This is a genomic window from Acidiphilium iwatense (assembly GCF_021556475.1).
GTDB classification, from domain to species: Bacteria; Pseudomonadota; Alphaproteobacteria; order Acetobacterales; family Acetobacteraceae; genus Acidiphilium; species Acidiphilium iwatense.
The window spans coordinates 185,389-210,987 of sequence record NZ_JAKGBZ010000001.1 but is presented as its reverse complement, the minus strand read 5'-3'; the positions used below and the strand labels follow the sequence as shown (position 1 = coordinate 210,987).

Below are 25,599 nucleotides of genomic sequence, written 5' to 3'. Positions count from 1 at the left end.
GCCGCTCAGTGCAGCCCGGCGGCGATCCGCGCGGCGGCGCGGTCCAGCAGCTCCGACAGCGCCTTCGCCGCGCGCGACGGATCGGCGGCGAAACGGCCATAGCCGGCATAGCTGTAGGCCGGGTCGGGCGGCGTGCCGCCCCCAAGGGCGCTATAGTCCGCCGCGCCCTCGCCTAGCACCTGGCCGGTTCCTGTCCGCACCAGCCGGTATTTCAGCTCGACATCGGGTCGATACGACCTTCCGAGCCGCAGATAGCCGATATGAACGGCGACGACATCGAGTTCGAGCGTCACCCCCGGCGGCGCCGGCGGAAGGGCGGCGAGGAAATGCGGCCCCGGCCGCGCGGCGGCGAGCGGCACCACCCGATAGCCCTCACCCTCCAAGCGCTGCGTGACATCGCGCGCGAGCACCGCCCGCGGCCGGAACCCCTGCCGCGCCAGCAGAGCGTCGAAAGCAATCTCGTGATCCTTCTGCACCGATTGGTCGTATATGACACCGAGCAACCCAGTATAACCGATAAGCGTAACCGGTCCTAACGAAGTCAGCCTCTCATGCGGCGGCACATAGGGCGTGAGCAGCGCGATCGTCCGCGCCCCGCCGCTTGGATGATAGGCGATGGTCGGCGCCAGCGGCGTCACCGCGCAGGCCGCCAGTATTGGCGCCAGCACCGCCATCGCGGCCCAGCGCCGGCAGAACCCGATCACTCGACGCATCCCATCCCTCCCTGTTTCGCCGGCAGAACATCAGCGATTTCCCGCCCGGTCAAGCCGCGCCGCCCCTTGATCGGCCAGTTTCCGCCCGGCATTCTCCGCCGATGACCTCCGACAACCGCGCCCTCGTGCTGTTCTCCGGCGGACAGGACAGCGCCGCCTGCCTCGCCTATGCGCTCGACCGTCATGAACGGGCCGAACTCCCGAACGCGCTGCTTGCCGGCGCGATTTTAGGTTTCCACCACATTCTGATCCGCGAGCGCTGGCGGTTCGCGGCCTGACGCCGATCAGTTTATGCTGCGCCGGACCGCGCCAAAGGGGCGATAAACTGCGGCTCGGTGTCCCAGGGAAACAGGATCCAGGTATCCTGCGACACCTCGGTGATGAACGTGTCCACCATCGTCTTGCCCGCCGGCTTCGCATAGACCGTCGCGAAATGCGCGCGCGGCAGCAGCCCGCGCACCACCCGCGCGGTCGCCCCGGTATCCACCAGATCGTCGACGATCAGGAAGCCCTCGCCGTCCCCCGCCGCCGCCGGCGGCTTGGTCACGCGCGGCGCGCCGCGCTCCTCCTCGTCATAGGTCACGATCGACACCGTCTCGATCAGCCGGCATTCCATCTCGCGCGCGACGATCGCCGCCGGGATCAGCCCGCCCCGCGTAATCGCGACGATTCCCGCGAACGGCCGCATCCCGATCAGCCGCCACGCCAGCGCCTTGGAATCACGATGCAACTGATCCCACGACACGGTGTAATAATGCTGCGCCATTAAAATAATCTCCCGCCATCCGGCACCACGAAATCCGGCCGGATCAGCACCACCGCCGCCTCCGCATCCGGCATCCCCAGGGTCAGCACCTCGGACATGAACGGCCCGATCTGGCGCGGCGGAAAATTCACCACCGCGCAGATCTGCCGCCCGATCAGCCGGTCCGGCGCGTAATGCACCGAAAGCTGCGCCGAGGACCGCTTCACCCCGATCGCACCCCCGAAATCGATCCACAGCTTGATCGCCGGCTTCCTCGCCTCGGGAAACGGCTGCGCATCGACGACGGTGCCGACCCGGATATCGATCCGCTCGAAATCGGCATAGGCGATGGGGTCACGGATGATGGACTCGCTGCTCATCGCGCCGGGATTGGCCAGCTTCGCGCGATTGTCAATCGCCACGATACAAAACCGCCACCGCTCGGCGCGCCGTGCTCGATGATCTGATCGCGCGCAATCTTATATCTGATTGATCGTCATATATTACGTCATTTATGATGGTAGGGCTGGCTTTTTTGATATCAAAAAGCTCGGCAAAGGCCTGCCGTCACCGCCCCCCATCGCCATCGCCGCCATGGCCCCCGCCGTCACCATCGCCATCGCCATCGCCGCCGCCATGACCGCCGCCGAAGCCGCCCATATGACCTTCGCTCCGCGCGCTTGACCCTCGATCATCGCTATCGTGATCCCCGTCATTATATCCCGGACGGACATGATTACCTCCGCCCATGTCCTGAGCCATCACATTGGTTCCGATCGGCTCGCCGGCCGCTCCGGCCTGATACGCACAACCCGCGAGCAGAAACCCGACCATGCCGAAAATTAGCACCAAGCCACCGAACTCGTACAATCGCCGCACCGCCATCACCTCCTTCCGGAATCGACATAGGCAGGCCGACGGTTCCGGCAAGCGTCACAATCAGGCGACCATTGTGCCCGGCGCGGATTGTCATTCGCGCCGGGCGATGCGACCCTGCCGCCGACCGAACAGGAGGCAACCCCATGCGCGACTTCCACTTCCCCGGCCGCAGCCCGGTCTATGCCGGCCGGGCCATGGCTGCCACCTCGATGCCCGCCGCCACCCTCGCCGCCCTCGACGCACTGCGCGCCGGCGGCAACGCGCTCGACGCCGCCGTCACCGCCGCCGCCACCCTCGCGGTGATCGAACCGCAATCCACCGGCATCGGCGGCGACTGCTTCTGCCTCTACAAGAAAGCCGATTCACCCGAAATCATCGCCCTGAATGGCTCCGGCCGCGCCCCTCAGGCCGCCACGATCGACCATTACGAATCCCACGGCATCACCGAGTTCGACCCCACCTCGCCCCACACAGTCACCATCCCCGGCGCCGTCTCCGCCTGGGAAACCGTGCTCGCCGCCCACGGCAAGCGCGACCTCGCCGCCGCTCTCGCCCCCGCCATCCGCTACGCCGAAGCCGGTTTCCCGGTGCATCCCCGCGTCGCGTTCGACTGGGCGATCGCCGCCGACAAGCTCCGCAAGACCGGCGCCGACCAGTTCCTCCCCGGCGGCAACCCGCCCACCCCCGGCACGATCATCCGCCAGCCCGACCTCGCCCGCACCCTGCGCGCCATCGCGGCGCACGGCGCCCGCGCCTTCTACGAAGGCCCCATCGCCGCCGCCATGGTCGCCGAACTCCGTGCGCGCGGCGGCCTCCACACCGAAGCCGACTTCGCCGAAGGCCGCACCGCCGCCAAATTCGTCACCCCGATCCAGCGCGACTTCGACGGAATGACCATCTGGGAGTGCCCGCCCAACGGCTCAGGCATCCTCGCCCTCATGCTGCTCGGCATCCTGGAAGGCTTCGGCCCTGCGCCCGACGGCCCGCTCGGCCCGGTCCGCCTGCACCGCCACATCGAAGCCGCCCGCCTCGTCTATCGCGATCGCGACGCCCTCCTCGCCGACCCCGACCAATCCCCGATCCCCATCGACCACCTCCTCAGCGACGATTACCTGACCTCGCTGAGACTACTCATCAATGATGAACAAACGATTAAGGACCTGCCCCGCGCCGGAGAAAACCTTCTCCCCGCCCATCGCGACACCGTCTATCTCTGCGTCGTCGACGAGGCCGGCAACGCCTGCTCCTTCATCAACTCCACCTATGAAAGCTTCGGCTCCGGCATCCTCGCCGGCAACACCGGAATCATCCTGCAAAATCGCGGCCTCGGCTTCTCGCTCCGTCGCGGCCACCCCAACTGCATCGCGCCCCGCAAACGCCCGATGCACACCATCATCCCCGGCATGGCCACCCGGAACGGCCGCGCCGTCATGCCGTTCGGCGTCATGGGCGGCCACTACCAGCCGATGGGCCAGTCCTGGCTCCTCACCAATCTCCGCCACTACGGCCTCGACATCCAGGAATCGCTCGATCTCCCCCGCGCCTTCCCCTACGCCGGACAGGTCGAACTCGAACGCGGCATCCCCCAATCCACCATCGACGGCCTCATCGCCCGCGGCCATACCCTCGCCACAACCGACCGCCCCCTCGGCGGCGGCCAGGCCATCCTCATCGACCACCAGCGCGGCATCCTCATCGGCGGCTCCGACCCGCGCAAAGACGGCTGCGCCCTTGGGTATTGAGGGAAACCAGGGGCTCCGCCCCTGGACCCCGCCAAAGGCGGAGCCTTTGGAATCCATGACTTTGGCGTTTGTCTGATGGGGGCAGAAGATTGTCCGACATGGCACTCCCCCCATCAGACAAACGCCCATTATCGGTTCTAAGGGCTAAGCCCTTAGTGGGGTTCCAAGGGGCAAAGCCCCTTGGCCTTCCTTGAAACGCCCAACAGCGGAGCTATCCATGTCCGAGCCGTGTGACCTGTCTGCCGTCGAGGCCCGCCATCTGATCGGGGCGAAGCGTCTGTCGCCGGTGGAGCTGATGGAGAGTTGCATCGCCCGCATCGAGGCGGTGGACCACGCGGTGAATGCGATGGTGGCGCGGGATTTCGACCGTGCCCGCGCGGCCGCCAAATCCGCCGAAACCGCGGTCATCGCTGGCGCCACGCTCGGAAAACTCCATGGCCTGCCGGTGGGCATCAAGGACCTGGAGGATACCGAGGGCCTGCGCACCACCTATGGCAGCGTGATGTTCCGCGACCATGTGCCCCGCGCCGACCAGCGCATCGTCGCCGATGTGAAGCGAGCGGGCGGCATCGTTCTCGGCAAGACCAACACGCCGGAATTCGGTGCCGGCGCGAACACGCGCAATCTGGTCTATGGCGCGACCGGCAATCCGTTCGACCCGCGAAAATCCGCCGCCGGCTCGTCGGGCGGCTCGGCGGTGGCCTTGGCGACCGGGATGGTGCCGCTCGCCACCGGCTCCGACATGGGCGGGAGTTTGCGCAACCCGGCCGCCTATTGCGGCATTGTCGGGATGCGCCCGTCGCCCGGCCTGGTGCCCTCGGAAAAGCGCCTGCTCGGCCCCTCCGGCCTCGGCGTGCTCGGCCCGATGGCGCGCACCGTGCCCGACCTGGCACTGATGATGAGCGCCATCGCGAGCTACGACCCGCGCGACATCCTCGCAGCCCCCATCAAGCCGTTCCGGGAGCAAACGACCGATCTCGGCACGCTGCGCGTTGCCGTCACGCCGGATTTCGGTTTTGCTCCGACCTCCCGTGCGGTGCGGAACCTATTTGCGGATAAAATCCAACACCTGATCCCGCTATTCGGCATGGCCGAGGCAACGACGCCGGACTGCTCGGGTGCCGACGAAATTTTCGCCGTGCTCCGTGCGGTCAATTTCCTCGCCGGCTTCGGGGGCACCTACCGCACCCGCCCCGAGCGCCTCGGCCCCAATGTCCGCGCCAATGTCGAGGAAGGTCTGCGCTACACCGCCGAGGATGTCGCCCGCGCCACCATGGCCCAAACGTCCCTCTACTGGCGCTGGCAATCCTTCTTCGAAAACTTCGACGTGCTGATCGCCCCGTCGGTCACCATCCAGCCGCGCGATTGGTCCGAGCTGTTCCCGAGCGAAATCGACGGCGCGGCAACCAAATCCTACTATCACTGGCTCGCTTTGGCCTATGCCGTCACCCTCGCCGGCCATCCCTCGCTGTCTTTGCCTCTGGGCACCGATACCGACGGCATGCCCTTCGGCGTCCAGATCGTCGCGCGCCGTCACGGTGACGCCGAGGCGATCGCGATCGCCGCCGCGATCGAGGCGGCCTGCACCCGCGACCCGGACCTGTCCCGACCCGTCCCCGACCTCGCCGCCCTCGCTTCCGCGCCACCGTTGCGCGACGTGCCGGGATTCTTTGACATGGGCTGAACCATAATAATATTGACATTATTGTTGATATTATTATCGTCCATTATCCGCTGAAGGACCGCCAATGACCGCCATCGCCCGCCCTGATCCCGGCCATCTCGACGTGCTGATCATCGGCGCAGGGCTCTCGGGCATCGGCGCCGCCTGCCATCTCGCGATGAAATGCCCGTCGAAGAGCGTCCTCGTCCTCGAAAGCCGCCCATCCATCGGCGGCACCTGGGATCTGTTCCGCTACCCCGGCATCCGCTCGGATTCCGACATGTACACGCTCGGCTACGCCTTCCGCCCCTGGACCGACGCGAAGGCGATCGCCGACGGCCCTTCGATCCTCGCCTATGTCCGCGACACCGCCGCCGCCTACGGCATCGACCGCAAAATCCGCTACCGCCACCGCGTCACCGCCATAGGCTGGTCCTCCGAGGCCGCGCGCTGGACCGTCGAGGTCGAACGCCGCGCCACCGACGATGCGTCGCCCGAAACCATCCGCTTCACCTGCAACTTTCTGTTCACCTGCACCGGCTATTACGACTATGCCGAGGGCTATACGCCCGACTTCGCCGGCACCGAGACGTTCCAGGGCCAAATCGTTCATCCGCAGCATTGGCCGGAGGCGCTCGACCATGAAGGCAAGCGCGTCGTCGTCATCGGCAGCGGTGCCACCGCGGTCACCCTGGTCCCGGCCCTGGCCGAGCAGGCCGCGCACGTCACCATGCTGCAGCGCTCGCCCAGCTATGTCGTCTCGCTCCCCGCGCGCGACAAATTCGCCAACCGCCTGCGCGAAACCCTGCCTTCGCGCGCTGCCTACGGCATCATCCGCTGGCGCAACGTGCTTCTGCAACTGCTGTTCTACACTATCGCGCGCCGCTACCCGGCCTGGTTCAAGCGGCGCATCATCGGCATGATCCGCAAGCAGCTCGGCCCCGATTTCGACGTCGCGACCCATTTCACCCCCAGCTACGATCCGTGGGACCAGCGCCTCTGCATCGTCCCGGATGCCGACCTGTTCCGCGCGCTGTGCAAGGGCACCGCCTCGGTCGTCACCGACCATATCGAGCGCTTCACCGAAACCGGGCTTCTGCTCCGCTCCGGCCGGACGATCGACGCCGACATCATCGTCACCGCCACCGGCCTGAAAATCCAGGTTCTCTCCGGCATCCCGGTCACGGTGGACGGCACCCCGGTCGATCTCGCGAAAACCCTCAGCTACAAGGGCATGATGTATAGCGGCGTGCCCAACCTCGCCTCCGCCTTCGGCTACACCAACGCCTCCTGGACCCTGAAAGCCGATCTCACCAGCGACTATGTCTGCCGCCTGCTCGATTATATGGACAAACACGGCGTCACCGAATGCCGCCCGAAGCGCGATCCCGGCGTCGGCGAACTCCCTTTCCTCGATTTCTCGTCCGGCTACGTCCAGCGCGCCCTCGACCGCATGCCCCGCCAGGGCGACCGCAAGCCCTGGCGCCTCTACCAGAACTACGCCCTCGATTTGCTGACGCTCCGTTTCGGCAAACTCGACGACGGCACCATGATCTTCTCGCGCCCCGCCGCCCAGCACCGCGCCGCCGAAACCCGTACCGCCGTCTCCGAACCCGCATAGCGCAAACCCCCGCCATCGCGAGATCGCGTCACATGAAAGCGTGCGTTCGCACGAGCCCGATTGTCAGCCCTTCGGGCTTCCGCCTCAATACATATGCTGACCGCCATTGATCGACAGCGTCGATCCGGTCACGAAATCCGCATCGTCGGCGGTGAGGAACACCACCCCGCGCGCGATATCCTCGACATGACCCAGCCGTCCCACCGGAATCCGCGCGACGATCTTCTCCAGCACATCCGCCGGCACCGCGCGCACCATGTCGGTATCCACATAGCCGGGCGCGATCGCGTTCACGGTAATGCCGAATTTCGCGCCCTCCTGCGCCAGCGCCTTGGTGAAGCCATGGATGCCGGATTTCGCCGCCGCGTAATTCACCTGGCCATATTGCCCGGCCTGCCCGTTGATCGACCCGATATTCACCACCCGGCCGAATTTCGCCGCCTTCATCCCGTCGAACGTCGCCTTGCACAGGTTGAAGCAGGAGCCAAGATTGGTGTCGATCACCGCGTCCCACATATCGCGGGTCATCCGCGACATCGTGCCGTCGCGGGTGATCCCGGCATTGTTCACCAGAATCTCGATCGGCCCGAGCCGGCTCGCGATCGACTGCACCGCCGCCACGCATTGCCCGAAATCGCAGGCATCGAACCTCATCGCCTCGATGCCGTGAACCGCGGTGAAATTCTCCGCCGCAATCTGGTTGCCGGCGTAGCTCGCGACCACGGTGCGCCCGGCCGCCTTCAGCGCGACGCTGATCGCCGCCCCGATTCCCCGCGTTCCGCCGGTGACGAGTGCAATGCGCGACATTTTGTTTCCTCCCGTTTCGACTCAGAGACGCATTTTGACCCCGATCCGCCGCGAAAGTCCATGCTAATTCAACAATCGCCGGGATCGGGACATTCGCCCTTGCGATAGACCGTGATCGAGGTCCGATGCCCGGCCACCAGCCCAAGCGCCCATCTCGCATAGGGCAGGCTGCCCGCCAGATGTCGCGCGATTCCCGCGACCAGGGCCGGCCATTCAGGGTCGTGCTCCGAGGCAAAGCCGGTCAGGCCGCCCTCCGCCTCGACCGCCACCCCGATCACGTCGCCGAGAAAAGCATCCGCCCTGGTCGCGGTGATCGTTGCGATCTTCGCCCAGGGGATCGCATGAGCCTGTCCGCCCCGCCATATCGTGAGGCCATCCGCATCGACACTCATCGCGCCGCGCCGCTCGTCACGGAGTGTTTTCAATCGAAATCTCGTCCAGCGGTTCAGCCGGCGAAGGACCATGCGAACCCCGCGGAAGCGACGATCCGTTTCGATCCGGCGATCACCCCCACGCCCCGATCTCCGCCCGCCGCGCCAGGTGCGCCACATAGCCCGCCCAGAGCAGAAACGGGATCAGCGGCGCGAAAATCACCACCGGCTTCCAATCGGTCGCCGCGTGCAGGAACGCCACCACGCTCGCTCCGCCGAACATCGCGAACCCCCAGTAGATTACCGCGATCGCCCGCGCATCCATCCCGGCCCGATGCGCCACCTGATACAGATGCCCGCGATGCGCCTGTGCCAGATTCCGCCCCGCCAGCGCCCGCCGCCCCAGGGTGAACGCCACGTCAAGCAGCACGCCCGAGAGCAGCAGCGGCACCACCAGGAACGACAGCGACACGCGCTGATAATGCGTCGCCGCGATCCCGAGCAGTGCGAGCATGAACCCGCAGAACTGGCTGCCGACATCGCCCATGAAAATCCGCGCGCGCGGGTAGTTGAACGGCAGAAATCCGGCCACCCCGCCGGCCAGCAGCAGCGCGGTGGTATAGACGAAGAACCCGCCATGCAGGCCGGAGATCCCGGCCAGGAACAAACACGCCACCAGCGTGGTCCCCGCCGCCAGCCCGTCCAGCCCGTCGATGAAATTCATCGCGTTGGTGACGAACACTATCCACAGCACCGACAGCACCGGCCCGGCCCGGCCCAGAGGCACCGCGCCGATCACCGGAAAATCGAACCGCCGTGCCGCCAGCCCCGCGCCCACCGCCGCTAGCGCCGCCAGCAGTTGCGCCGCCAGCTTCACCGCGAACGGAAAATCATACAGATCATCCAGCAGCGATACGGCGGCGATCAGAATGGCCGCCGCGATCACCCCGAGGAACAAGGGTGCGGCCAGCCGCGACACCTCGCCATACCGATACAGCAGCAAAAGCCCGAGCAGGAACGCGCTCACGATCCCCACCCCGCCCGATTTCGGTATTTCCTGAACATGCGCCTTGCGCGCATCCGGCCGGTCGGGAATGCCCACCGCCATCATCACCCGCACCACGATGCCCGAGAACAGCGCCAGCCCCGCGAACAGCGCGAGATGCCGGGGCAGGGCAAGGGTGGCGAAATCGGGATGCGCGATAAACGGGACCGGCTTCATGCGGCGCGGACCATGGCCGAAGTTTTGCGCCCATTCAATCGACCTCGATCGAATTCCCCGTTATCATGAGAAGCGACAAGCCATCGCCCAGCACCGCCCCACATCAAGATGACAGCGAATACCATAACCTCGCGAAACGGTCCGGCGGCCCGCGCCCGGCATCAGCCGCCGAGCTTGTCGAGTTCCCGCAGCACCGCGTCGCCCATGGTCCTGGTGCCGATCTTCGCGGTGCCCGCCTGCAAAATATCCGCCGTCCGCATCCCGCTCGACAGCACGGCCGAAACCGCCCGCTCGACCAGCGCCGCGTCCTCCTGCATGTCGAACGAATAGCGCAGCAGCATCGCGAAACTGAGAATCTGCGCCAGCGGATTCGCCAGCCCTTTGCCCGCGATATCCGGTGCCGAACCATGGATCGGCTCGTACAGCGCATGCCGCCGTCCTTCGCCATCGGCCGCCCCCAGCGTCGCCGAAGGCAGCATCCCGAGCGAGCCGGTCAGCATCGAGGCCAGATCGGACAGAATGTCGCCGAACAGATTGCCGGTCACGATCACGTCGAACTGGCGCGGATTCTTCGCCAACTGCATCGCGCAATTATCGGCATACATATGGGACAGATGAATGTCCGGGTACTCCGCCGCGCCCAGCGCCGTCACGGTCTGCCGCCACAGCAGCCCGCTCTCCATCACGTTCGCCTTTTCCACGCTGGTCACCCGGCCGGAGCGCTTGCGCGCCAGCTCGAACGCCACCCGCGCCACCCGCTCGATCTCGCCGGTGGTATAGACCTCGGTATTCACCCCGCGCCTGCCGCCATCCGGCAGCGTCTCGATCCCGCGCGGCTCGCCGAAATAAATCCCGCCGATCGCCTCGCGCACGATCATGATATCGAGCCCGCGCACGATCTCCGGCTTCAGCGGGCTCGCATCGATCAGCGCGTCGAACACCGGCGCCGGGCGCAGATTGGCGAACAGGCCCAGCCGTTTGCGCAGTTCGAGAATCGCGATCTCGGGCCGGTTGTCGAAGCCCTGCGCATCCCATTGCGGCCCGCCCACCGCGCCGAACAGAACGGCATCGGCCTCCAGCGCGCGCGCGATCACCGCATCGGTGATCGGCCGGCCATGCGCATCGATCGACGCCCCGCCCACCAGATCCTCGGCGATCTCGAACCGGACCCGCCCGGCACGCGTCAGCCAGTCGATCACCCGCTGCGCTTCCGCCATCACCTCGGGGCCGATGCCGTCACCCGGCAGCAGCAGGATTTTTTTATTTGGAATCATGCGATGTCAAACCTGCTCGATGGAGGGCAGCCACGGCGCACCGACATGATCCGCCTCATAGGCATCGATCGAACCGGCCTTCTCCAGGGTCAGCCCGATATCGTCCAGCCCCTCCAGCAGGCACCGCTTGCGGAACGGGTCGATCTCGAACGAAAACGCCTCGCCATCCGGCCGGGACACGGTCTGCGCCGCCAGATCGACAATGATCCGCGCATTCGGCCCCGAGTCCGCATCATCCATCAGTGCCGCGCACTCCGCCTCGGGCAGCACGATCGGCAGAATCCCGTTCTTGAAGCAGTTATTGAAGAAAATATCCGCGAAACTCGGCGCGATCACGCAGCGTATCCCGAAATCCAGCAGCGCCCAGGGCGCGTGCTCGCGCGACGAGCCGCACCCGAAATTCTCACCGGCGACCAGGATCTTCGCCCGCCGGTATTTGTCCTTGTTCAACACGAAATCCGGGTTTTCGCTGCCGTCCTCGCGATAGCGCAGCCCGGCGAAGGCATGAACCCCGAGCCCGCTGCGCTTGATCGTCTTCAGAAACCGCGCCGGAATGATCTTGTCGGTGTCGACATTCGCCATCCGCAACGGTGCCGCAACCGCCTCAAGCCTGCCGAACGCCTCCATCACGCCATCTCCCGCACATCGGTCAGCGCCCCCGCGATCGCCGCCGCCGCCGCCATCGCCGGCGAAACCAGATGCGTCCGCCCGCCCGGCCCCTGCCGTCCCTCGAAATTGCGGTTGCTCGTGCTGGCACAACGCTCGCCCGGCTTCAGCTTGTCCGGATTCATCCCCAGACACATCGAACACCCGGCCTCGCGCCAATCAAACCCGGCATCGGTGAAAACCTTCGCCAACCCCTCGGCCTCGGCCTGCGCCTTCACCAGCCCCGAGCCCGGCACCACCATCGCCCGCACATGATCCGCAACCCGCCTGCCGCGCACCACCCCTGCCGCGACCCGTAAATCCTCGATCCGCGCATTGGTGCAGGAGCCGATGAACACCGCGTCGATTTTCGTTCCCGCCAGCGCCTGGCCGGGCCGCAAATCCATATATTGAAGCATCCGCTCCATCTGCGCCCGCTTGCCCGCATCCGGCTCCGCGGCAGGGTCCGGCACGTGCCCGGTGATCGGCACCACCGTCTCCGGGCTGGTGCCCCAGGTCACCTGCGGCACCAAGGCACTCGCGTCGAGCGTCACCACCCGATCGTAATGCGCGCCCGCGTCGGAAACCAAGCTCCGCCAATGCTCGGTCGCCCGCTCCAGCGCCGCGCCCTTCGGCGCGAAAGGTCGCCCGCGCACATAGTCGAACGTCACCTCGTCCGGCGCGATCAGCCCGGCCCGCGCGCCCGCCTCGATCGACATGTTGCACACGGTCATCCGTCCGGCCATGTCGAGTGCCTCGATCGCCCCGCCGGCATACTCGATCACATGGCCAGTGCCGCCCGCCGTGCCGATCTTGCCGATCACCGCGAGAATGATGTCCTTCGCCGAACACCCCGCCGGCAAAACCCCATCCACCCGCACCAGCATGTTCTTGGCCGGTTTCTGCAGCAAAGTCTGCGTCGCCAGCACATGCTCGACCTCGGACGTGCCGATCCCGAACGCCAGGGCTCCCACCGCCCCATGCGTCGAGGTATGCGAATCGCCGCACACGATCGTCATCCCCGGCAGCGAAATCCCCTGCTCCGGCCCGATGATATGCACGATCCCCTGCCGCGCGTCGGTCACCGGAATATACGGCACCCCGAACTCACGCACATTGCGTTCCAGTGTCGCCACCTGCAGCGCGGATTCCGGCTCGGCGATCCCCGCCGCCCGGTTCTCGGTCGGTACGTTATGATCGGCAACCGCGATCGTCGCATCGGCCCGCCGCACGCCCCGCCCCGCCGCACGCAGCCCCTCGAACGCCTGCGGGCTCGTCACCTCATGCACGAGATGCCGGTCGATATAGAGAATACACGTCCCGTCCGGCATCCGGTCGACGACATGCGCCGCCCAGATCTTGTCGAACATCGTCCGCGCTTCGGCCATGCGACCACTCCTTCGGCGTTTGGACCAAAAGGGTAGGCCAGAGGCTCCGCCTCTGGACTCCGCCGGGGCCTTAGGCCCCGGACCCCGCTAGTTGGGGCTCTGGCAGGCGGGGGCTGACATGCCACATCGATAGCACTGCCCCCGCCTGCCAGAGCCCAATGAGGGAGGTCCAGGAACTCAGTTCCTGGTGGGGGTTTCAGGGGGCAAAGCCCCCTGATCTTACCCTTGGACTCAAACGCCGGCGGCCGGGGTCTCGCGGGCCGCTTCGGCGATGCGCGCCGATTTGCCGCGGCGGCCGCGCAGGTAATAGAGTTTCGCCCGGCGCACGTCGCCCCGGCGGGTCACCGCGATTTCGGTGACGTTCGGGGAATAGAGCGGGAATACGCGTTCCACGCCTTCGCCGTAGGAGATTTTCCGCACGGTGAAGTTGGAGTTGATGCCCCGGTTGGAGCGGGCGATGCACACGCCTTCGAACGCCTGGATGCGGGTGCGTTCGCCTTCCTTGACCCGGACGGAGACGCGCAGGTTGTCGCCCGGCTGGAATTCCGGCACGGCGCGGCTTTCGGTCAGTTTGCCGATCTGTTCGGCGTCGATTGTCTGGATCACGTTCATCGGGATATCCTTTCGCGGTGTTCATTTACGGCCGAGCCGGCTGGCTGGCAATGTATCGTGCCCAAAGGTCAGGTCTGCGGGCGCGGGTGATGGTTTCGGCTTCGGCGCGGCGCCAGTCGGCGACCGCCTGATGGTGGCCGGACAGCAAAGTTTCCGGCACGGCGCGGCCGCGCCATTCGGCGGGGCGGGTGAAGTGCGGATATTCGAGCAATGGTTCGGCGAAGCTTTCCTCGGCGGCGCTGTCCGCCGCACCCATCACGCCGGGAAGCAGGCGGATGGCGGCGTCGAGCAGGGCGAGGGCAGCGATTTCCCCGCCCGAGAGCACGTAGTCGCCAACGCTGATTTCCTCGGCGCCGTTGGCGTCGAGCACGCGCTGATCGAAGCCTTCGTAGCGGCCGCAGAGCAGGATCGCGCCACCCCCGGCGGCGAGGTCGCGCACCCGCGCCTGGGTCAGCGGCGCGCCGCGCGGGGTGAGGGCGATCAGCTGGCGCTCGTCGCGCACCGAGGCGATCGCGGCGTCGATCACGTCGGGCCGCATCACCATGCCGGCGCCGCCGCCGAACGGCGTGTCGTCCACCGCGCGATGCCGGCCGAGACCGAAATTGCGGATATTCACGCAATCGAGCGTCCAGATGCCGGACTCCAGCGCCCGCCCCGCCAGCGAATGGCCGAGCGGCCCCGGAAACATCTCGGGAAACAGGGTCAGCACGGTGGCGCGAAAGCTCATGGCCCCGCCTTGCTTTCAAGCTCGGCCTCGATTTCCGCGGGCGGCACCACGGTCGCCCGCTTCGCGTCGAGGTCGATCGCCGGCACCGAGGCCCTGGTGAACGGAATCAGCCGCCCGTCGTCGAGTTCGATACTCGCTCCCGCGCCGTAATCGTGCACGGCGGCGATCGTGCCGAGCGTCGCGCCGTCTTCCCCGATCGCGGCCAGCCCGATCAGATCGACGAGGTAGAATTCGTCCTCGTCCGCCGGCGGCAACTGGCTCCGTTCGACAAACAACCGCGTATTGGCCAGAAGCGCCGCCGCATCCCGATCGGCGACCACATGGGCGCCATCCGCTTCATGCAGCGTGACCCGCGCGATCCCGTCGCCGGTCCAGTCCAGCGCCATGATTCGCCCGCGCTGATCCCGCAGCTTCAGCTCGGCCAGCGCGCGCGGGTCTTCGGTATAGGCGTGCACATGCACCGCCCCCCGCACCCCATGCGGCTTGCCGATCATCCCCATCAGGATCAGCCGGTCGCTCACGTTAGGGTGTGTACCCTGGTCCGTTACGCCGAGGCCGCCTTGGCGCGCTCGGCGGCACGTTCTTGGGCCTTCTTCTTCGGCGCGGACTGGATCGGCTGCGGCGGAATCGCCGGCATCGGCGCCAGCCCGGCCCGGCCGAGGAACCGCGCGACCCGGTCGGTCGCCTGCGCGCCCTGGCTCAGCCAATGGGTGATGCGCTCGTTCTGCAGCCGCACCCGGTCCTCGTGCTCGGCCGGCAGCATCGGGTTGTAGCTGCCGAGCTTCTCGATGAACTTGCCGTCGCGCGGGCTGCGGCTATCGGCCACCACGATGTGGTAGAATGGCCGCTTTTTCGCACCGGCGCGGGCAAGTCTGATCTTTAGCGACATCTGCTTTAGTCTCCTTACTGAAACAACAAAAACTCAGAACGGCCGGCGTCCGCCGCATCCTTGCGTCAAAACGGGCGGCGTCCGCCGCCTTGCGGCATCAGCGCGGCCAGTCCACCCCGCGCCAAACCCTTCTGGCCGAGCTTCTGCGCGCGTTTCATCATATCCTTCATCTGGTCGAACTGCTTGAGCAGCCGGTTGACCTCCTGCACCGAAGTCCCCGACCCGGCGGCGACGCGCTTCTTGCGGCTCGCCTTCATCAGGTCGGGATTGCGCCGCTCGGCGCGGGTCATCGAGGAAATAATCGCCGCCTGCCGCTTCAATATCGAGGTATCGAGATCGGCATCGGCGAGCTGCTGCTTGATCTTGCCCACCCCCGGCAACATGCCGAGAATCCCGGACAGCGAGCCCATCTTGGTGATCTGCTTGAGCTGTTCAGCGTAGTCTTCCAGGTCGAATTTTCCGCGCGCCATCCTGGCCGCGAGCTTTTCCGCCTTCTCCTGGTCAACATTCTCCGAAGCCCGCTCGACGAGCGAAACGATATCGCCCATGCCCAGAATGCGCCCGGCGATCCGCTCGGGGTGGAACGGCTCCAGCGCATCGAGCTTCTCGCCCATGCCCATCAGCTTGATCGGCGCGCCGGTCACCGCCCGCATCGACAGCGCCGCACCGCCGCGCGCATCGCCGTCGAGCCGCGTCATCACGATGCCGGTGACGCTCACCGCCTCGTTGAACGCGCTCGCGGTCGCCACCGCGTCCTGCCCGGTCATCGCATCGACGACCAGCAGCGTCTCCGCCGGCTCGGTCGCGGCGCGGATCGCCTTGACCTCGTCCATCAGCGCTTCATCGATCGCCAACCGTCCGGCGGTGTCCAGGATCACGACATCGAAAACTTCGCGCCGCCCGGTATCCATCGCGCGACGGGCAATCTGCACCGGCCCCTCATCGGCGATAATCGGTAACGACGCCACCCCGGCACGTTCCGCCAACTGCGCCAGTTGCAACTGCGCCGCCGGCCGTTGGGTATCCAGGCTCGCCAGCAGCACCTTCTTGCGCTGCTTGTCCTTGAGGAACAGGGCGATCTTGCCGGAAGTCGTGGTCTTGCCCGAGCCCTGCAAGCCCACCATCAGGAACGGGATCGGCGATGCCGCGTTCAAATTCAGCGGCACCGCGCCAGCGCCGCCCAGCGCCTCGATCAGCGCGTCGTTGACGATCTTGACGACCTGCTGGCCGGGCGAGACCGATTTCAGGACCTCGGCGCCCACCGCCTGCAGCCGCACCTTCGCGATGAAATCGCGCACCACGGGCAGAGCGACGTCGGCTTCGAGCAGCGCGAGACGAATATCGCGCATCGCTTCGATCACGTCGGTCTCGGACAGCGCGCCGCGCCGGCGCAGCCGGTCGAACACATCGCCCAGTTTGCCCGAAAGGGCGTCGAACATCGCTATGGCTCCTCAAACGCAAAACGCGCCGCGGTGCGAAACTCGCAGCGCGGCGGATCGAGAGGGCGGAGATCTGCCCCAACCCGCCTCCCCGGTCAAGCCTCGCCCCCACAGCCTTGATATGTCTAAATTTTTTTACTTTCAGTCTTAGTTATCTATTAACCGTCTCCCTTCATAGGATTGGCCGAACGTCGCACGGAGCGTCGTGATTGGGTGAAGTGGTGGGTGACGGCAGCGAAAATTCATTGATCGAGCCGCTCGGGAGCGAGGCGATTCGGCGGCATGAGGACCCGGCCGGTCCCGTGGAGGATGCGCTGGCCCGGTCGAACGCGCTGCTCGACCGGACCAACCGGGCCCTGCAGACCCTGATCGGCTGCAACCAGGCCCTGGCCCGCGCCGCAAGCGAAGCGGAGCTGACCGCCGCGATCTGCCGCCTCGCCGTCGATGTCGGCCGCTACAGCGCGGCCTGGGTCGGCATGGCGGAATCCGGTGCCGAGGCGGCTTTGCGGCCGGTGGCGAAAGCCGGCATCGGGCTCGACCGGCTGGAATCCCTGCCGCTCTCCTGGGCGGACAATCCCCATGGCAGGGGCCCGACCGGAACCGCCGTGCGCGAAGGCCGTGTCGTCACGATCGACGATCTCGAACACGATCCCCGCATGGAGCCCTGGCGCGATACTGCAAGGCGCGCCGGCTACACCGCCTGCATCGCGCTCCCCTTGCGCGGCGAGGCAGGCGCCGCGTTCGGCGCCCTCACCCTGTACGCGACCGGCCGGAAACCCGCCGGCGGTGCCCCGTACCGCGGCTTCGACGCCGAGGAGATCCGGCTGCTGGCCGAGCTCGCCGCCGATCTCGCCTACGGCATCCGCACCCTGCGCGACCGCGCCGCGCGCGATTCCGCCCGCGCCGCCCTGCATTCCAGCGAACAGCGGCTCGCCCGCCTGCTCGAAGCGAGTTCCACCGTCATCTACGCGATGGAAAGCCCGAACGGCGAGGCCGATCCGGCATCGTTCAAGTTCGCCGAGATCAGCGCCAATATCGAGCGCCTGTTCGGCTACAGGCCGGACGCGGCGCTCGGCGCCGATTGGTGGACCGACAACGTCCACCCCGCCGACCGGCCCGCCGCCCTTGCCGAAAGCCGTCGCCTGCTGACCCAGGACACCATCGTTCACCGCTATCGGTTCAGGCGCCGCGACGGCGTCTATCGCTGGGTGCGCGACGAGCTGACCGCGATCCGCGATGCAGACGGGCGCACGGCGCGCATCGTCGGCGCCTGGGTCGACATCACGGAAAAGCACCAGGCCGACGAGGATATCCAACGCCTCGCCTATTTCGATCCGCTGACCGGCCTGCCGAACCGCGCCGCGCTGCGGCTGCGCCTGCAAACCGAAATCGCGACGGCGCGGGACTCCGGCCTGGCCGGCGCCCTGCTGTTCATCGACCTCGACGGTTTCAAGGCGATCAACGACCTGCACGGCCATTCGATCGGCGACATCGTGCTCGACCAGGTCGGCCGCCGGCTGCAAGCCGCGCTGCGCGCCTCGGATATCGTCGCGCGCCTCGGCGGCGACGAATTCGTCGTCCTGCTCGCCCGGCTTGCCGACACGGCGGACCGCGCGGCGGAAATCGCCCATGAACTCGCCGAGAAACTGCGCGCCGCCCTCGCCCCGCCGATCCACGCCGTGACCCATGAATGCTACGTGACCGCGAGCATCGGCATCGCGCTGTTCCCGCAGGACGCTTCCGGCATCGACGATATCCTGCGCCAGGCCGATATCGCGATGTATCAGGCCAAGGCGTCGGATTCGGTCAGCGTCGCGTTCTTCGAACCGGCGATGCAGGATCGCGTCGCCCATCGCCACGCGATCGAACAGGCGCTGCGCGAGGCGCTCGATCATGACCGTTTCGAGGTCTGGCTGCAACCCCAGGTCGGACGGGCGAACGACGTCACCGGCGCCGAGGCGCTGATCCGCCTGCGCCGTGCCGACGGCACCATCGTCCTGCCGGGCGAGTTCATCCCGATCGCCGAGCAGACCGGCGTGGTGCTCGCCATGGGCCGATGGATGCTGCGCGCGGTCTGCCGCATCATCGCCGCCCAGGCGCGGCAGGGGCGGCGGCTGCGCATCGCGATCAATGTCAGCCCGCGCCAGTTCCGCGATCCCGCTTTCGTGCCCGATGTCGAGCGCATTCTCGCCGAAACCGGCGTCGACCCGCACGATCTGCTGATCGAAATCACCGAAAGCCTGCTGATCGACCGGATCGACGAGGCCGCCGCGAAAATGCGCGCGCTCGCGTCCCTTGGCGTGCGGTTCTCGATCGACGATTTCGGCACCGGCTATTCCAGCCTCGGCTATCTGCAATCCCTGCCGATCGCCGAGATCAAGATCGATCGCGGCTTCATCCGCCATCTGCCCGACGGCGCGCGGGACGCGACCCTCGCCGAGGCGATCCTGGCGATGACCCGCCATCTCGGCCTCTCGGTGGTCGCCGAAGGGGTCGAGACCGAGGCGCAGGCAAGTTTCCTGCGCATGCGCGACTGCGATGCGATGCAGGGCTATCTGTTCGGCCGGCCCGAACCCGCCCAATCCTGGCTCGACCGCTGGACCGCCAATATCACCGCCTGACGATCACCCCAGCGTCCCGCGCCTCGATCGTCATGGCGAGCAACGCGAAGCCATCCATGCGCGCCAACCCGCTGGTATCGGCCCGGCAACCGGGAATAGAAAGCACTTTCAGGCAGCGCGCAACTGCGTTAGTCTGCATGTGAAGCGCCGGATCGGCAGCCTCGCCCGACCGGGCGGGACGAACCGAAGAACACCGCGCTGCTTCGCGAGGGAGGCAAGACACGATGCCAAAGGTGCGCGGCGGAACCTACACCCTGGAGGATTGTGACGCCGATATCCAGAACAATCCGCTTCGGACCCCCCATGCCGTCGTCAAGCATTGGCCCGAATTGTTCGACCAGGCGCTCGAAATCATCTTTGCCAAGGTGAAAACCTACTCCAGCGGCCAGCTCGACCTTAAACGAAAGGATTTCGGCGGCCAGTTCTTCGCCACCAAGACGGCCCCCATATCGCCGACCGGCATTGAGCGCATGACACCGCTCAGCGGGCGGGTCCCGGTCGAATGGAAAATGCGGACGATCGGCGGCCACGGCACCCACGCGACCAACTGGCAGTTGATGATCGACCTCGATGACATTCCTCCGGGCATCGACGTCAACGGGCCCGACCGGCCGCATGTCGGCTATTTGCTGACCGGCAAGGGCCATTGGACGAAGCGGGTGGATGGTCACATCTTCATCGAACACGTCATCGCGACGCGAAACGCACTGGGTGAAGAAACCACCATCGCCGCCAAGGCGTTCGACAAACCCTTGGGGGAGGGCATCTAACCATGCCGACGGCCTGACCCCGGACGCCGGGCATGGAAACTCGACCCGCTCCTGTTCGGAGCCGTCGAAGGGCGCACGCTCCCCGAATTGAGAACGATAACGCCCATTGCGCGTTTGGCTTCGAGTGCGATTGCCACGGCGCATGGTGGCGGACCGCGGCCCCTCTCGACCTTGATCCAGCAATTGACCGCTTCCGATCGCCGTCCGATAAATCGCGGACAACTGACGGTCGATAAGAATTTCGAACCGACTTGATCATTTCAGAAGGGCTGCAATTGTTTGCAGCCGCGATACCCGAAGATGCGTTTGGCAGGGGAGGTAATGCGACGGTCGAGGGCTAGCGCTCACGCCTTCCCGGTGAATTTGGCGAACACGGCGCGGTCCTTGTTATCCTCCATCAGCATCCGAAACCCTTGCAGGCTGGTGAACCCCAGGCCGCGCGGCAATCCGCTCTCCTCATCGGGCGCGATCTGCCCGTAGGGCGCGCCGGACACCTTTTCCCACTTGCCCGCCGGCTTCTTTGCCTCCACATTCACCAGGGTCGCCTTGAACACCATCCGCACGATCGCCTCTTTCGGCGCGGATGGCTTGGTCAGGCTCGGGTGCCCGCCGATCATCTGCCAGCCATTGGCCAGCGCCCATCTCGTAAGCTCGTCGCGATCCATTCTTCTGCTCCCTTCCGGTTCAGGCCACGCACCCGGCGCACCAGCCGCTCGCCCAGGCCCATTGAAAATTATATCCGCCGAGCCAGCCGGTCACATCCACCGCCTCGCCGATCACGAACAGCCCTTTTGCGCTGCGCGCCTCCATGGTCCGGGAGGACAGGCAAGCCGTATCGACCCCGCCCAGCGTCACTTCGGCCTTCGCATAGCCTTCGCTGCCGGCGGGGGTAACCTGCCACGACTTCAACGCCGATCCCAATGCCATCAGCGCCCGGTCCGGTTGTGCGCCGATCCGGCCCGCTGACAACTCGTCCGGCAGAAACACGTCCGCCATCCGTTGCGGCAGCACCTCCGCCAGCACCGTACGCGCTGAAACGCCTGGCCGCGCGCGTTTCCGCGCCTGCAGAAACCCGGCGGCTTCATCCGGCAGCAGATCGAGCATGATCGGCACCCCGTCCCGCCACACCGACGAAATTTGCAAAATCGCCGGCCCGGAAATCCCCCGATGGGTGAACAGCATCGCTTCGCGAAATTTTTTCGCTCCGCACCGCACGTCCACCGGCAGCGACACACCCGCCAGCTTCTGGGTGCGCGCGAGATCGGCGGCCGCGAAGCTCAGCGGCACCAGCCCTGGCCTGATCCCGATCAGCCGTAACCCGAACCGCACGGCGATATCATGTGCCAGCCCGGTCGCCCCCAGTTTCGGGATCGACAAGCCTCCCGTCGCCAGCACCACAGACTCTGCCGCGATCGCTCCCGTATCGGTCTCGACCCGGAACCGCTCGGTCCGCGTCACCTCCGCGATGCGGCAGCCCAACTGGATTTTTACGCCCGCCGCCTCGCATTCCGCCAGAAGCATCGCCACGATCGCCCGCGCCGAACCGTCGCAGAACAATTGCCCCAGCGTCTTTTCGTGCCACGCGATGCCGTGCTTCTCGACCAGATCCAGAAAATCCCGTGGCGTGTAGCGCGACAGGGCGGATTTGCAGAAATGCGGATTGGCCGAAAAGAACCGCTCCGGCGCGGTATGGATATTGGTGAAATTGCAGCGCCCGCCACCGGAAATCAAAATTTTTCTGCCCGGCTCATCGGCATGATCGAGCACCAGCACGCGCCGGCCGCGCCGCCCCGCCACAATGGCGCACATCAACCCCGCCGCACCCGCGCCCAGAACCACCACGTCGAATTGCCGCAACCGAACCCCCGTCCTACTGTCCCGCCATGATTGCTCTCGCCGAAGCGGTCCTGGCACTCCACCTCGTCGTCATCGCGTTCAACGTCGCTTTCCTCGTCGTCATCCCGCTCGGTGCGTGGCTCGGCTGGCGCATCGTCCGCATCGCCTGGCTCCGCCTGCTGCACCTCGCCCTGATGGCGATCGTCGCCGGCCAGGCGCTCGCCGGCCGCGCCTGCATCCTCACCCTCTGGCAGAGCGAACTGACCGGCCGAAGTGCATCGCCGCCGCCGCTGATCGTGCATTTTGTCGATCGCCTGATCTACTGGAATTTTCCGCTCTGGGTCTTCACCGCGCTCTATGTCACGGTGTTTCTCTACGTCGCCGCCCTCTCGATCCTCGTCCCGTTCGGCCGGCGTTTCTCCTCCCGCCCTTGACCTGCCGGCAATCCGCCCGCCGAGTGATTTCCAGGGCATCGTGCTTCCGTCCGTTGTGGAAAGCAGACAGAAACACAACCTACTGAAATCACTCAACTATCTTTTTCGGTCAGGTTCTTGAACCGACAATCAGGCCACCAAATCACTGAGCGTAGCCTACGGCGGTTGAATCCGACGCACAGAAATTATCATTTATTACGCATAGAGTTAGGAAGAAAATAAATATATTTCTTTGAAAAAGCATACATCGCATTTATGCTGCAGCACAGCACGCCAAAGAAATATTGATAAGTGAATGCTAGACGAAATGGGCCGGCAGGCAAGGTTTCCAAAATATTACCAATAGCATGTACATAGCATGCCATAAATGAAATGGAAAAAATTGCATATATAGAAATATTATACATCAAATAATATCGAGTTTTTCTTATTGACAGATACTTTGCTGTGTAGAACGTTACTGGAATTACAGTAAAAAGAATTAAATTTGTAATATAAATTGGAATTTTTTTCAGTGGTTAAAAATCAATAAAAACAAAAACGTCAACAATCTGGAGACCAACAATATAAATATCTAAAAGAACAGTAAATCCTAGAATCATCCGATAATAAAAATCGCGAATATAGTGAGTGTTGTTCGAGAGCGTTTTGAGCGTTAGAAGCGGGTCGTCCATTTTTGTTCTCAAGCGGGTTGTGGACGAGTTGAGCCCATCTGCTCAGCCAATGGAGAGAAAACGTTATAATCAAAGAGCGCACGCGCCGATAATTGTCAACGAGCACTGCGTTTTTCTGGGAAGCATGTCCAAACACGCCGACGATATCGAAGCCGCCGCCGCGCCGCTCGGTCTGCTGCACGGCATGCCCGTCTCCATCCAAATCAATGACGCCGATCCATGACGGGTCATGTCATCGCGCGGAGCGTCACGCCACCGGCGAGCCCTTCGCCGCCTTCAGCGCGGCAAACAATTTCGCGCCGAGCATCGCGCCCAGCCCGGCGCAGGCATTCCAGCCCGGCCCCGCGCTGTAACCCAGGTTCGATCCCGCCGGCTTGTTATTGCCGGTGGTGATTTCCCGGAACCCCGCCGCGTTCGCATAGAGCGCCGGGTTCACGAACCCCAGCCGCGATCCGCGCGCCGCATTGACCAGGGCGAAAAACCCGGCCCAGAGCGGTGCGACCGCGCTGGTGCCGCCGGCGACGAAATTCTGCCCATCGACAATTACCTGAAACCCGGTCGCCGGATCGGCATCGGCCGCGACATCCGGCACCCCGCGCCCGGTGCCGCCGGTACTGACATTCGCCGGCAGTTTCACCCCGGACTGGAACGACGGCACCGGGAACACGGTGGAAATCCCGCCACCGGTGCCGTTCGCACCGCTGTTCCATACCGTCTCGGCGGTGATCGCGCCGCCCAACACGGTGATGCTGGTGCCACCGCAGCCGACCACATAGGGGCTCGCCGCCGGAAAATCGATATGCACCGCGCCGTCCGAAACCCCGTCGGTCGCCAGATTGTCGCCCGATGCGACCGTCACCGTCACCCCGGCATTCGCCGCGTCCTGCAACGCGGTGTTCAGCGTGGTGCGGCCCTGCGTGGAATACCCCGATTCCGGGCCGCCCCAACTGATCGACATCACCGACGGCTTGTTGACCGCATCGGTCGCGGCCCGGGTGATCGCATCGGCGAACCCGGCATCGCTGTTGGGCGTGAAATACACCGCGAGCTTCGCCCCCGGCGCGATGCCGCCCGCCACCTGAATGTCCAGCCCGACCTCGCCATCCGCCGAATTCGCCGTGCTGGGCGCATTGGTCGCGCCGTCCACGCTCACCGCGACCACGGTTGGCGGCGTCAGCCCCATCGCGCCGAACGCGGCGGTGATGTCGCTCTGGTGATACCCGCCGCCCAGTTCGATGATCGCGATGCACTCGCCCGCACCGGTCGGCGTGGTCGGAATCCCGTAGAACCCGCCGACCTGATTGGGCAGATAGGCAGCCCCCGCCTGCGCCGGCAGCATTATCCGCAGGCGCGGCTTTGCCACCGGCCTGGTATCCAGCCCGAGCACCGATTCCACGATATCGGCGATATCCGCGCGCAGCTGCAGCGCCCCGGTATAGCCGCGGAACCGCGCGCCCCCGCCCTCGAACCAGTGCAGTTCGGCGCCGAACGCCGCGCGCATCGCCCCCGCCGTGCCGGAAAGCCGCACCAGCCGGCGCCGCGCATCCGCCTCGATCACGTCAAATTCATGATCCGCCGCGAAATGCCTGATCCTGTCGATATCCGGCGCGTGACGCCGCGCGCGATCTTCCAGCACCGCCTCATGCGAGTCTAGCCCCGCCGTTGCCGGCCGTGGCTTCACATAGACGCTTGCCTCCACGCGCTCGCCATCGTCGAGCCTGCCGATGCGGCGCGCATTGCGCGGCGCCTCGTGGTGGCTGTCGGGAAACGGAACATAGCGTGGATCGGCCATCGTCATCTCCTGGTTATTCACCCCGCACCATGGCGGAGGACGCGCCGGATCGGCAAGCGCAAACCGTCCCGTGACCTCGCTTTAATGTTTCTATAAATGACGGTACATTAGTCGCCGCCCGGTATCGACGAAGCCTTCGCTTGCATAGAGCCGATAGGCGCGGTCGTTGTGTTTCTCGACCTCCAGCATCAGCACCCGCGCGCCCCGCGCGCGCGCCGACTCGACCGCGCAACCGAGCGCCGCGCGGCCCAAGCCGCGACCCCGAATGTCTGGAACCAGAAAAATATCGTCGATGAAGGCATCGAGCCCGCCATGCTCCGGGCTGTAGCCGAGCGAGAGCACGAAATAACCGACCACCCTGCCCTCATGGCGCAGCAGCCAGGTCGGCGCGAGCGCCGCATGACCCTCGCCGGTCACGCTCGCCCGCGTCGCCGCTTCGGCCGCCGCATCCATCGGATGCCCGTCCTCGCTATGAAACGTCCGCGCCATATCGAGCAAAAGCCCGGTTTCCTCGGGCCGCACCGGATCGGCGACGAGCATCGGCGAGTCTTCAGTTGTTCCGTTCTCTGTCATGACCGCATCATCGCCCGATCCGACGCGATTGGGCAAGACCGGCCCGCCACGCGATACAAACCCCGTCATCGCGAGGAGGCCGAAGCCGGCGAAGCGATCCACACCCCAACGCCGTCATTGCGATGCCAAGCGAAGCGCCGGCGGAAGCAATCCACATTTTCG

Annotated in this window: 26 protein-coding genes and 1 pseudogene; 8 read left to right on the top strand and 19 right to left on the bottom strand. The window is 65.6% G+C overall.

The features are described 5' to 3' along the window. Positions 1 to 5 precede the first annotated feature (5 nt). On the bottom strand, positions 6 to 713 hold the full coding sequence (locus tag L2A60_RS01090) for a hypothetical protein (protein ID WP_235702513.1): 708 nt from the start codon (positions 711 to 713) through the stop codon (positions 6 to 8). Between the two features lie 101 nt (positions 714 to 814). On the opposite strand from L2A60_RS01090, the pseudogene L2A60_RS01085 reads away from it, so the two are divergent. Continuing rightward, a pseudogene (locus tag L2A60_RS01085) lies at positions 815 to 910 on the top strand (7-cyano-7-deazaguanine synthase); the annotation flags it as partial. A gap of 92 nt (positions 911 to 1,002) precedes the next feature. Here L2A60_RS01085 and gpt read toward each other — a convergent pair. Together gpt and L2A60_RS01075 are read right to left on the bottom strand one after the other, a co-directional pair. Continuing rightward, positions 1,003 to 1,479: a xanthine phosphoribosyltransferase gene (gpt, locus tag L2A60_RS01080; RefSeq protein WP_235702512.1), complete on the bottom strand. Its 477-nt coding sequence runs from the start codon at positions 1,477 to 1,479 to the stop codon at positions 1,003 to 1,005. Beyond that, a complete protein-coding gene (locus L2A60_RS01075; RefSeq protein ID WP_235702589.1) occupies positions 1,479 to 1,838 on the bottom strand; it encodes a tRNA-binding protein in 360 nt (119 codons plus the stop codon). Before L2A60_RS01075 ends, gpt begins: the two co-directional genes overlap by 1 nt. A 642-nt stretch (positions 1,839 to 2,480) precedes the next feature. Between L2A60_RS01075 and L2A60_RS01070 the strand changes: the two genes are divergently transcribed. The 3 genes from L2A60_RS01070 (at position 2,481) to L2A60_RS01060 (ending at position 7,363) form a co-directional block, all read left to right on the top strand. After that, positions 2,481 to 4,079 (top strand): gamma-glutamyltransferase family protein, encoded by a 1,599-nt coding sequence (locus tag L2A60_RS01070; protein WP_235702511.1) that lies wholly within the window; start codon positions 2,481 to 2,483, stop codon positions 4,077 to 4,079. A 217-nt stretch (positions 4,080 to 4,296) separates the two neighbouring features. Further along, on the top strand, positions 4,297 to 5,763 hold the full coding sequence (locus L2A60_RS01065; RefSeq protein WP_235702510.1) for an amidase: 1,467 nt from the start codon (positions 4,297 to 4,299) through the stop codon (positions 5,761 to 5,763). Between the two features lie 64 nt (positions 5,764 to 5,827). Next, positions 5,828 to 7,363, top strand: coding sequence for a flavin-containing monooxygenase (locus tag L2A60_RS01060; RefSeq protein WP_235702509.1), 1,536 nt, complete (start codon positions 5,828 to 5,830; stop codon positions 7,361 to 7,363). 84 nt (positions 7,364 to 7,447) lie between these two features. On the opposite strand, the gene phbB is transcribed toward L2A60_RS01060, so the two are convergent. The 11 genes from phbB to ffh all read right to left on the bottom strand — a co-directional run bounded on the left by phbB (position 7,448) and on the right by ffh (position 16,737). Further along, complete coding sequence (gene phbB / locus L2A60_RS01055; protein WP_235702508.1) at positions 7,448 to 8,170, bottom strand: acetoacetyl-CoA reductase; 723 nt, start codon at positions 8,168 to 8,170, stop codon at positions 7,448 to 7,450. A 68-nt stretch (positions 8,171 to 8,238) separates the two neighbouring features. Then, positions 8,239 to 8,595: a hypothetical protein gene (locus L2A60_RS01050; RefSeq protein ID WP_235702507.1), complete on the bottom strand. Its 357-nt coding sequence runs from the start codon at positions 8,593 to 8,595 to the stop codon at positions 8,239 to 8,241. Between the two features lie 79 nt (positions 8,596 to 8,674). Beyond that, positions 8,675 to 9,763, bottom strand: a complete 1,089-nt coding sequence (locus tag L2A60_RS01045; RefSeq protein WP_235702506.1) for a glycosyltransferase family 4 protein — start codon at positions 9,761 to 9,763, stop codon at positions 8,675 to 8,677. A 161-nt stretch (positions 9,764 to 9,924) separates the two neighbouring features. Beyond that, positions 9,925 to 11,037, bottom strand: a complete 1,113-nt coding sequence (leuB, locus tag L2A60_RS01040; protein WP_235702505.1) for a 3-isopropylmalate dehydrogenase — start codon at positions 11,035 to 11,037, stop codon at positions 9,925 to 9,927. A 6-nt stretch (positions 11,038 to 11,043) separates the two neighbouring features. Next, positions 11,044 to 11,664: a 3-isopropylmalate dehydratase small subunit gene (gene leuD / locus L2A60_RS01035; RefSeq protein WP_235702504.1), complete on the bottom strand. Its 621-nt coding sequence runs from the start codon at positions 11,662 to 11,664 to the stop codon at positions 11,044 to 11,046. Beyond that, complete coding sequence (leuC, locus tag L2A60_RS01030; protein WP_235702503.1) at positions 11,664 to 13,070, bottom strand: 3-isopropylmalate dehydratase large subunit; 1,407 nt, start codon at positions 13,068 to 13,070, stop codon at positions 11,664 to 11,666. The genes leuD and leuC overlap by 1 nt, the downstream gene beginning before the upstream one ends. Before the next feature lie 231 nt (positions 13,071 to 13,301). After that, complete coding sequence (gene rplS, locus L2A60_RS01025) at positions 13,302 to 13,682, bottom strand: 50S ribosomal protein L19 (protein WP_235702502.1); 381 nt, start codon at positions 13,680 to 13,682, stop codon at positions 13,302 to 13,304. Positions 13,683 to 13,707: 25 nt separating this feature from the next. Then, the gene (trmD, locus tag L2A60_RS01020) at positions 13,708 to 14,409 is read right to left on the bottom strand and encodes a tRNA (guanosine(37)-N1)-methyltransferase TrmD (RefSeq protein WP_235702501.1); all 702 of its coding nucleotides are present in this window, start codon (positions 14,407 to 14,409) and stop codon (positions 13,708 to 13,710) included. Further along, entirely contained in the window at positions 14,406 to 14,930 is a 525-nt protein-coding gene (gene rimM / locus L2A60_RS01015; protein ID WP_235702500.1) for a ribosome maturation factor RimM, read from the bottom strand. The genes trmD and rimM overlap by 4 nt, the downstream gene beginning before the upstream one ends. A gap of 23 nt (positions 14,931 to 14,953) precedes the next feature. After that, the gene (gene rpsP, locus L2A60_RS01010) at positions 14,954 to 15,298 is read right to left on the bottom strand and encodes a 30S ribosomal protein S16 (RefSeq protein WP_235702499.1); all 345 of its coding nucleotides are present in this window, start codon (positions 15,296 to 15,298) and stop codon (positions 14,954 to 14,956) included. 65 nt (positions 15,299 to 15,363) lie between these two features. Next, a complete protein-coding gene (gene ffh / locus L2A60_RS01005) occupies positions 15,364 to 16,737 on the bottom strand; it encodes a signal recognition particle protein (RefSeq protein WP_235702498.1) in 1,374 nt (457 codons plus the stop codon). A gap of 218 nt (positions 16,738 to 16,955) precedes the next feature. Here ffh and L2A60_RS01000 point away from each other — a divergent pair, with 218 nt between their 5' ends. After that, a complete protein-coding gene (locus tag L2A60_RS01000) occupies positions 16,956 to 19,358 on the top strand; it encodes an EAL domain-containing protein (protein WP_235702588.1) in 2,403 nt (800 codons plus the stop codon). Here L2A60_RS01000 and L2A60_RS00995 read toward each other — a convergent pair. Beyond that, positions 19,348 to 19,497: a hypothetical protein gene (locus tag L2A60_RS00995; protein ID WP_235702497.1), complete on the bottom strand. Its 150-nt coding sequence runs from the start codon at positions 19,495 to 19,497 to the stop codon at positions 19,348 to 19,350. The genes L2A60_RS01000 and L2A60_RS00995 overlap by 11 nt on opposite strands. 85 nt (positions 19,498 to 19,582) lie before the next feature. Here L2A60_RS00995 and L2A60_RS00990 point away from each other — a divergent pair, with 85 nt between their 5' ends. Beyond that, the gene (locus L2A60_RS00990) at positions 19,583 to 20,128 is read left to right on the top strand and encodes a hypothetical protein (RefSeq protein ID WP_235702496.1); all 546 of its coding nucleotides are present in this window, start codon (positions 19,583 to 19,585) and stop codon (positions 20,126 to 20,128) included. Between the two features lie 344 nt (positions 20,129 to 20,472). Here the strand turns inward: L2A60_RS00990 and L2A60_RS00985 are convergent, their stop codons facing one another. Together L2A60_RS00985 and L2A60_RS00980 are read right to left on the bottom strand one after the other, a co-directional pair. Beyond that, positions 20,473 to 20,793: a hypothetical protein gene (locus L2A60_RS00985; protein ID WP_235702495.1), complete on the bottom strand. Its 321-nt coding sequence runs from the start codon at positions 20,791 to 20,793 to the stop codon at positions 20,473 to 20,475. A gap of 19 nt (positions 20,794 to 20,812) precedes the next feature. Further along, positions 20,813 to 21,985 carry a BaiN/RdsA family NAD(P)/FAD-dependent oxidoreductase gene (locus L2A60_RS00980; RefSeq protein WP_235702494.1) on the bottom strand — a complete coding sequence of 391 codons (1,173 nt, stop codon included), beginning with the start codon at positions 21,983 to 21,985 and terminating at the stop codon, positions 20,813 to 20,815. Positions 21,986 to 22,011: 26 nt separating this feature from the next. Here L2A60_RS00980 and L2A60_RS00975 point away from each other — a divergent pair, with 26 nt between their 5' ends. Next, positions 22,012 to 22,398: a DUF2784 domain-containing protein gene (locus L2A60_RS00975; protein WP_235702493.1), complete on the top strand. Its 387-nt coding sequence runs from the start codon at positions 22,012 to 22,014 to the stop codon at positions 22,396 to 22,398. A gap of 633 nt (positions 22,399 to 23,031) precedes the next feature. After that, positions 23,032 to 23,295, top strand: a complete 264-nt coding sequence (locus L2A60_RS00970) for a hypothetical protein (RefSeq protein ID WP_235702492.1) — start codon at positions 23,032 to 23,034, stop codon at positions 23,293 to 23,295. Positions 23,296 to 23,319: 24 nt separating this feature from the next. On the opposite strand, the gene L2A60_RS00965 is transcribed toward L2A60_RS00970, so the two are convergent. Both L2A60_RS00965 and L2A60_RS00960 read right to left on the bottom strand, forming a co-directional pair. After that, positions 23,320 to 24,864, bottom strand: a complete 1,545-nt coding sequence (locus tag L2A60_RS00965) for a S53 family peptidase (RefSeq protein WP_235702491.1) — start codon at positions 24,862 to 24,864, stop codon at positions 23,320 to 23,322. Positions 24,865 to 24,954: 90 nt separating this feature from the next. Next, the gene (locus L2A60_RS00960) at positions 24,955 to 25,437 is read right to left on the bottom strand and encodes a GNAT family N-acetyltransferase (protein ID WP_235702490.1); all 483 of its coding nucleotides are present in this window, start codon (positions 25,435 to 25,437) and stop codon (positions 24,955 to 24,957) included. Positions 25,438 to 25,599: the final 162 nt, after the last annotated feature.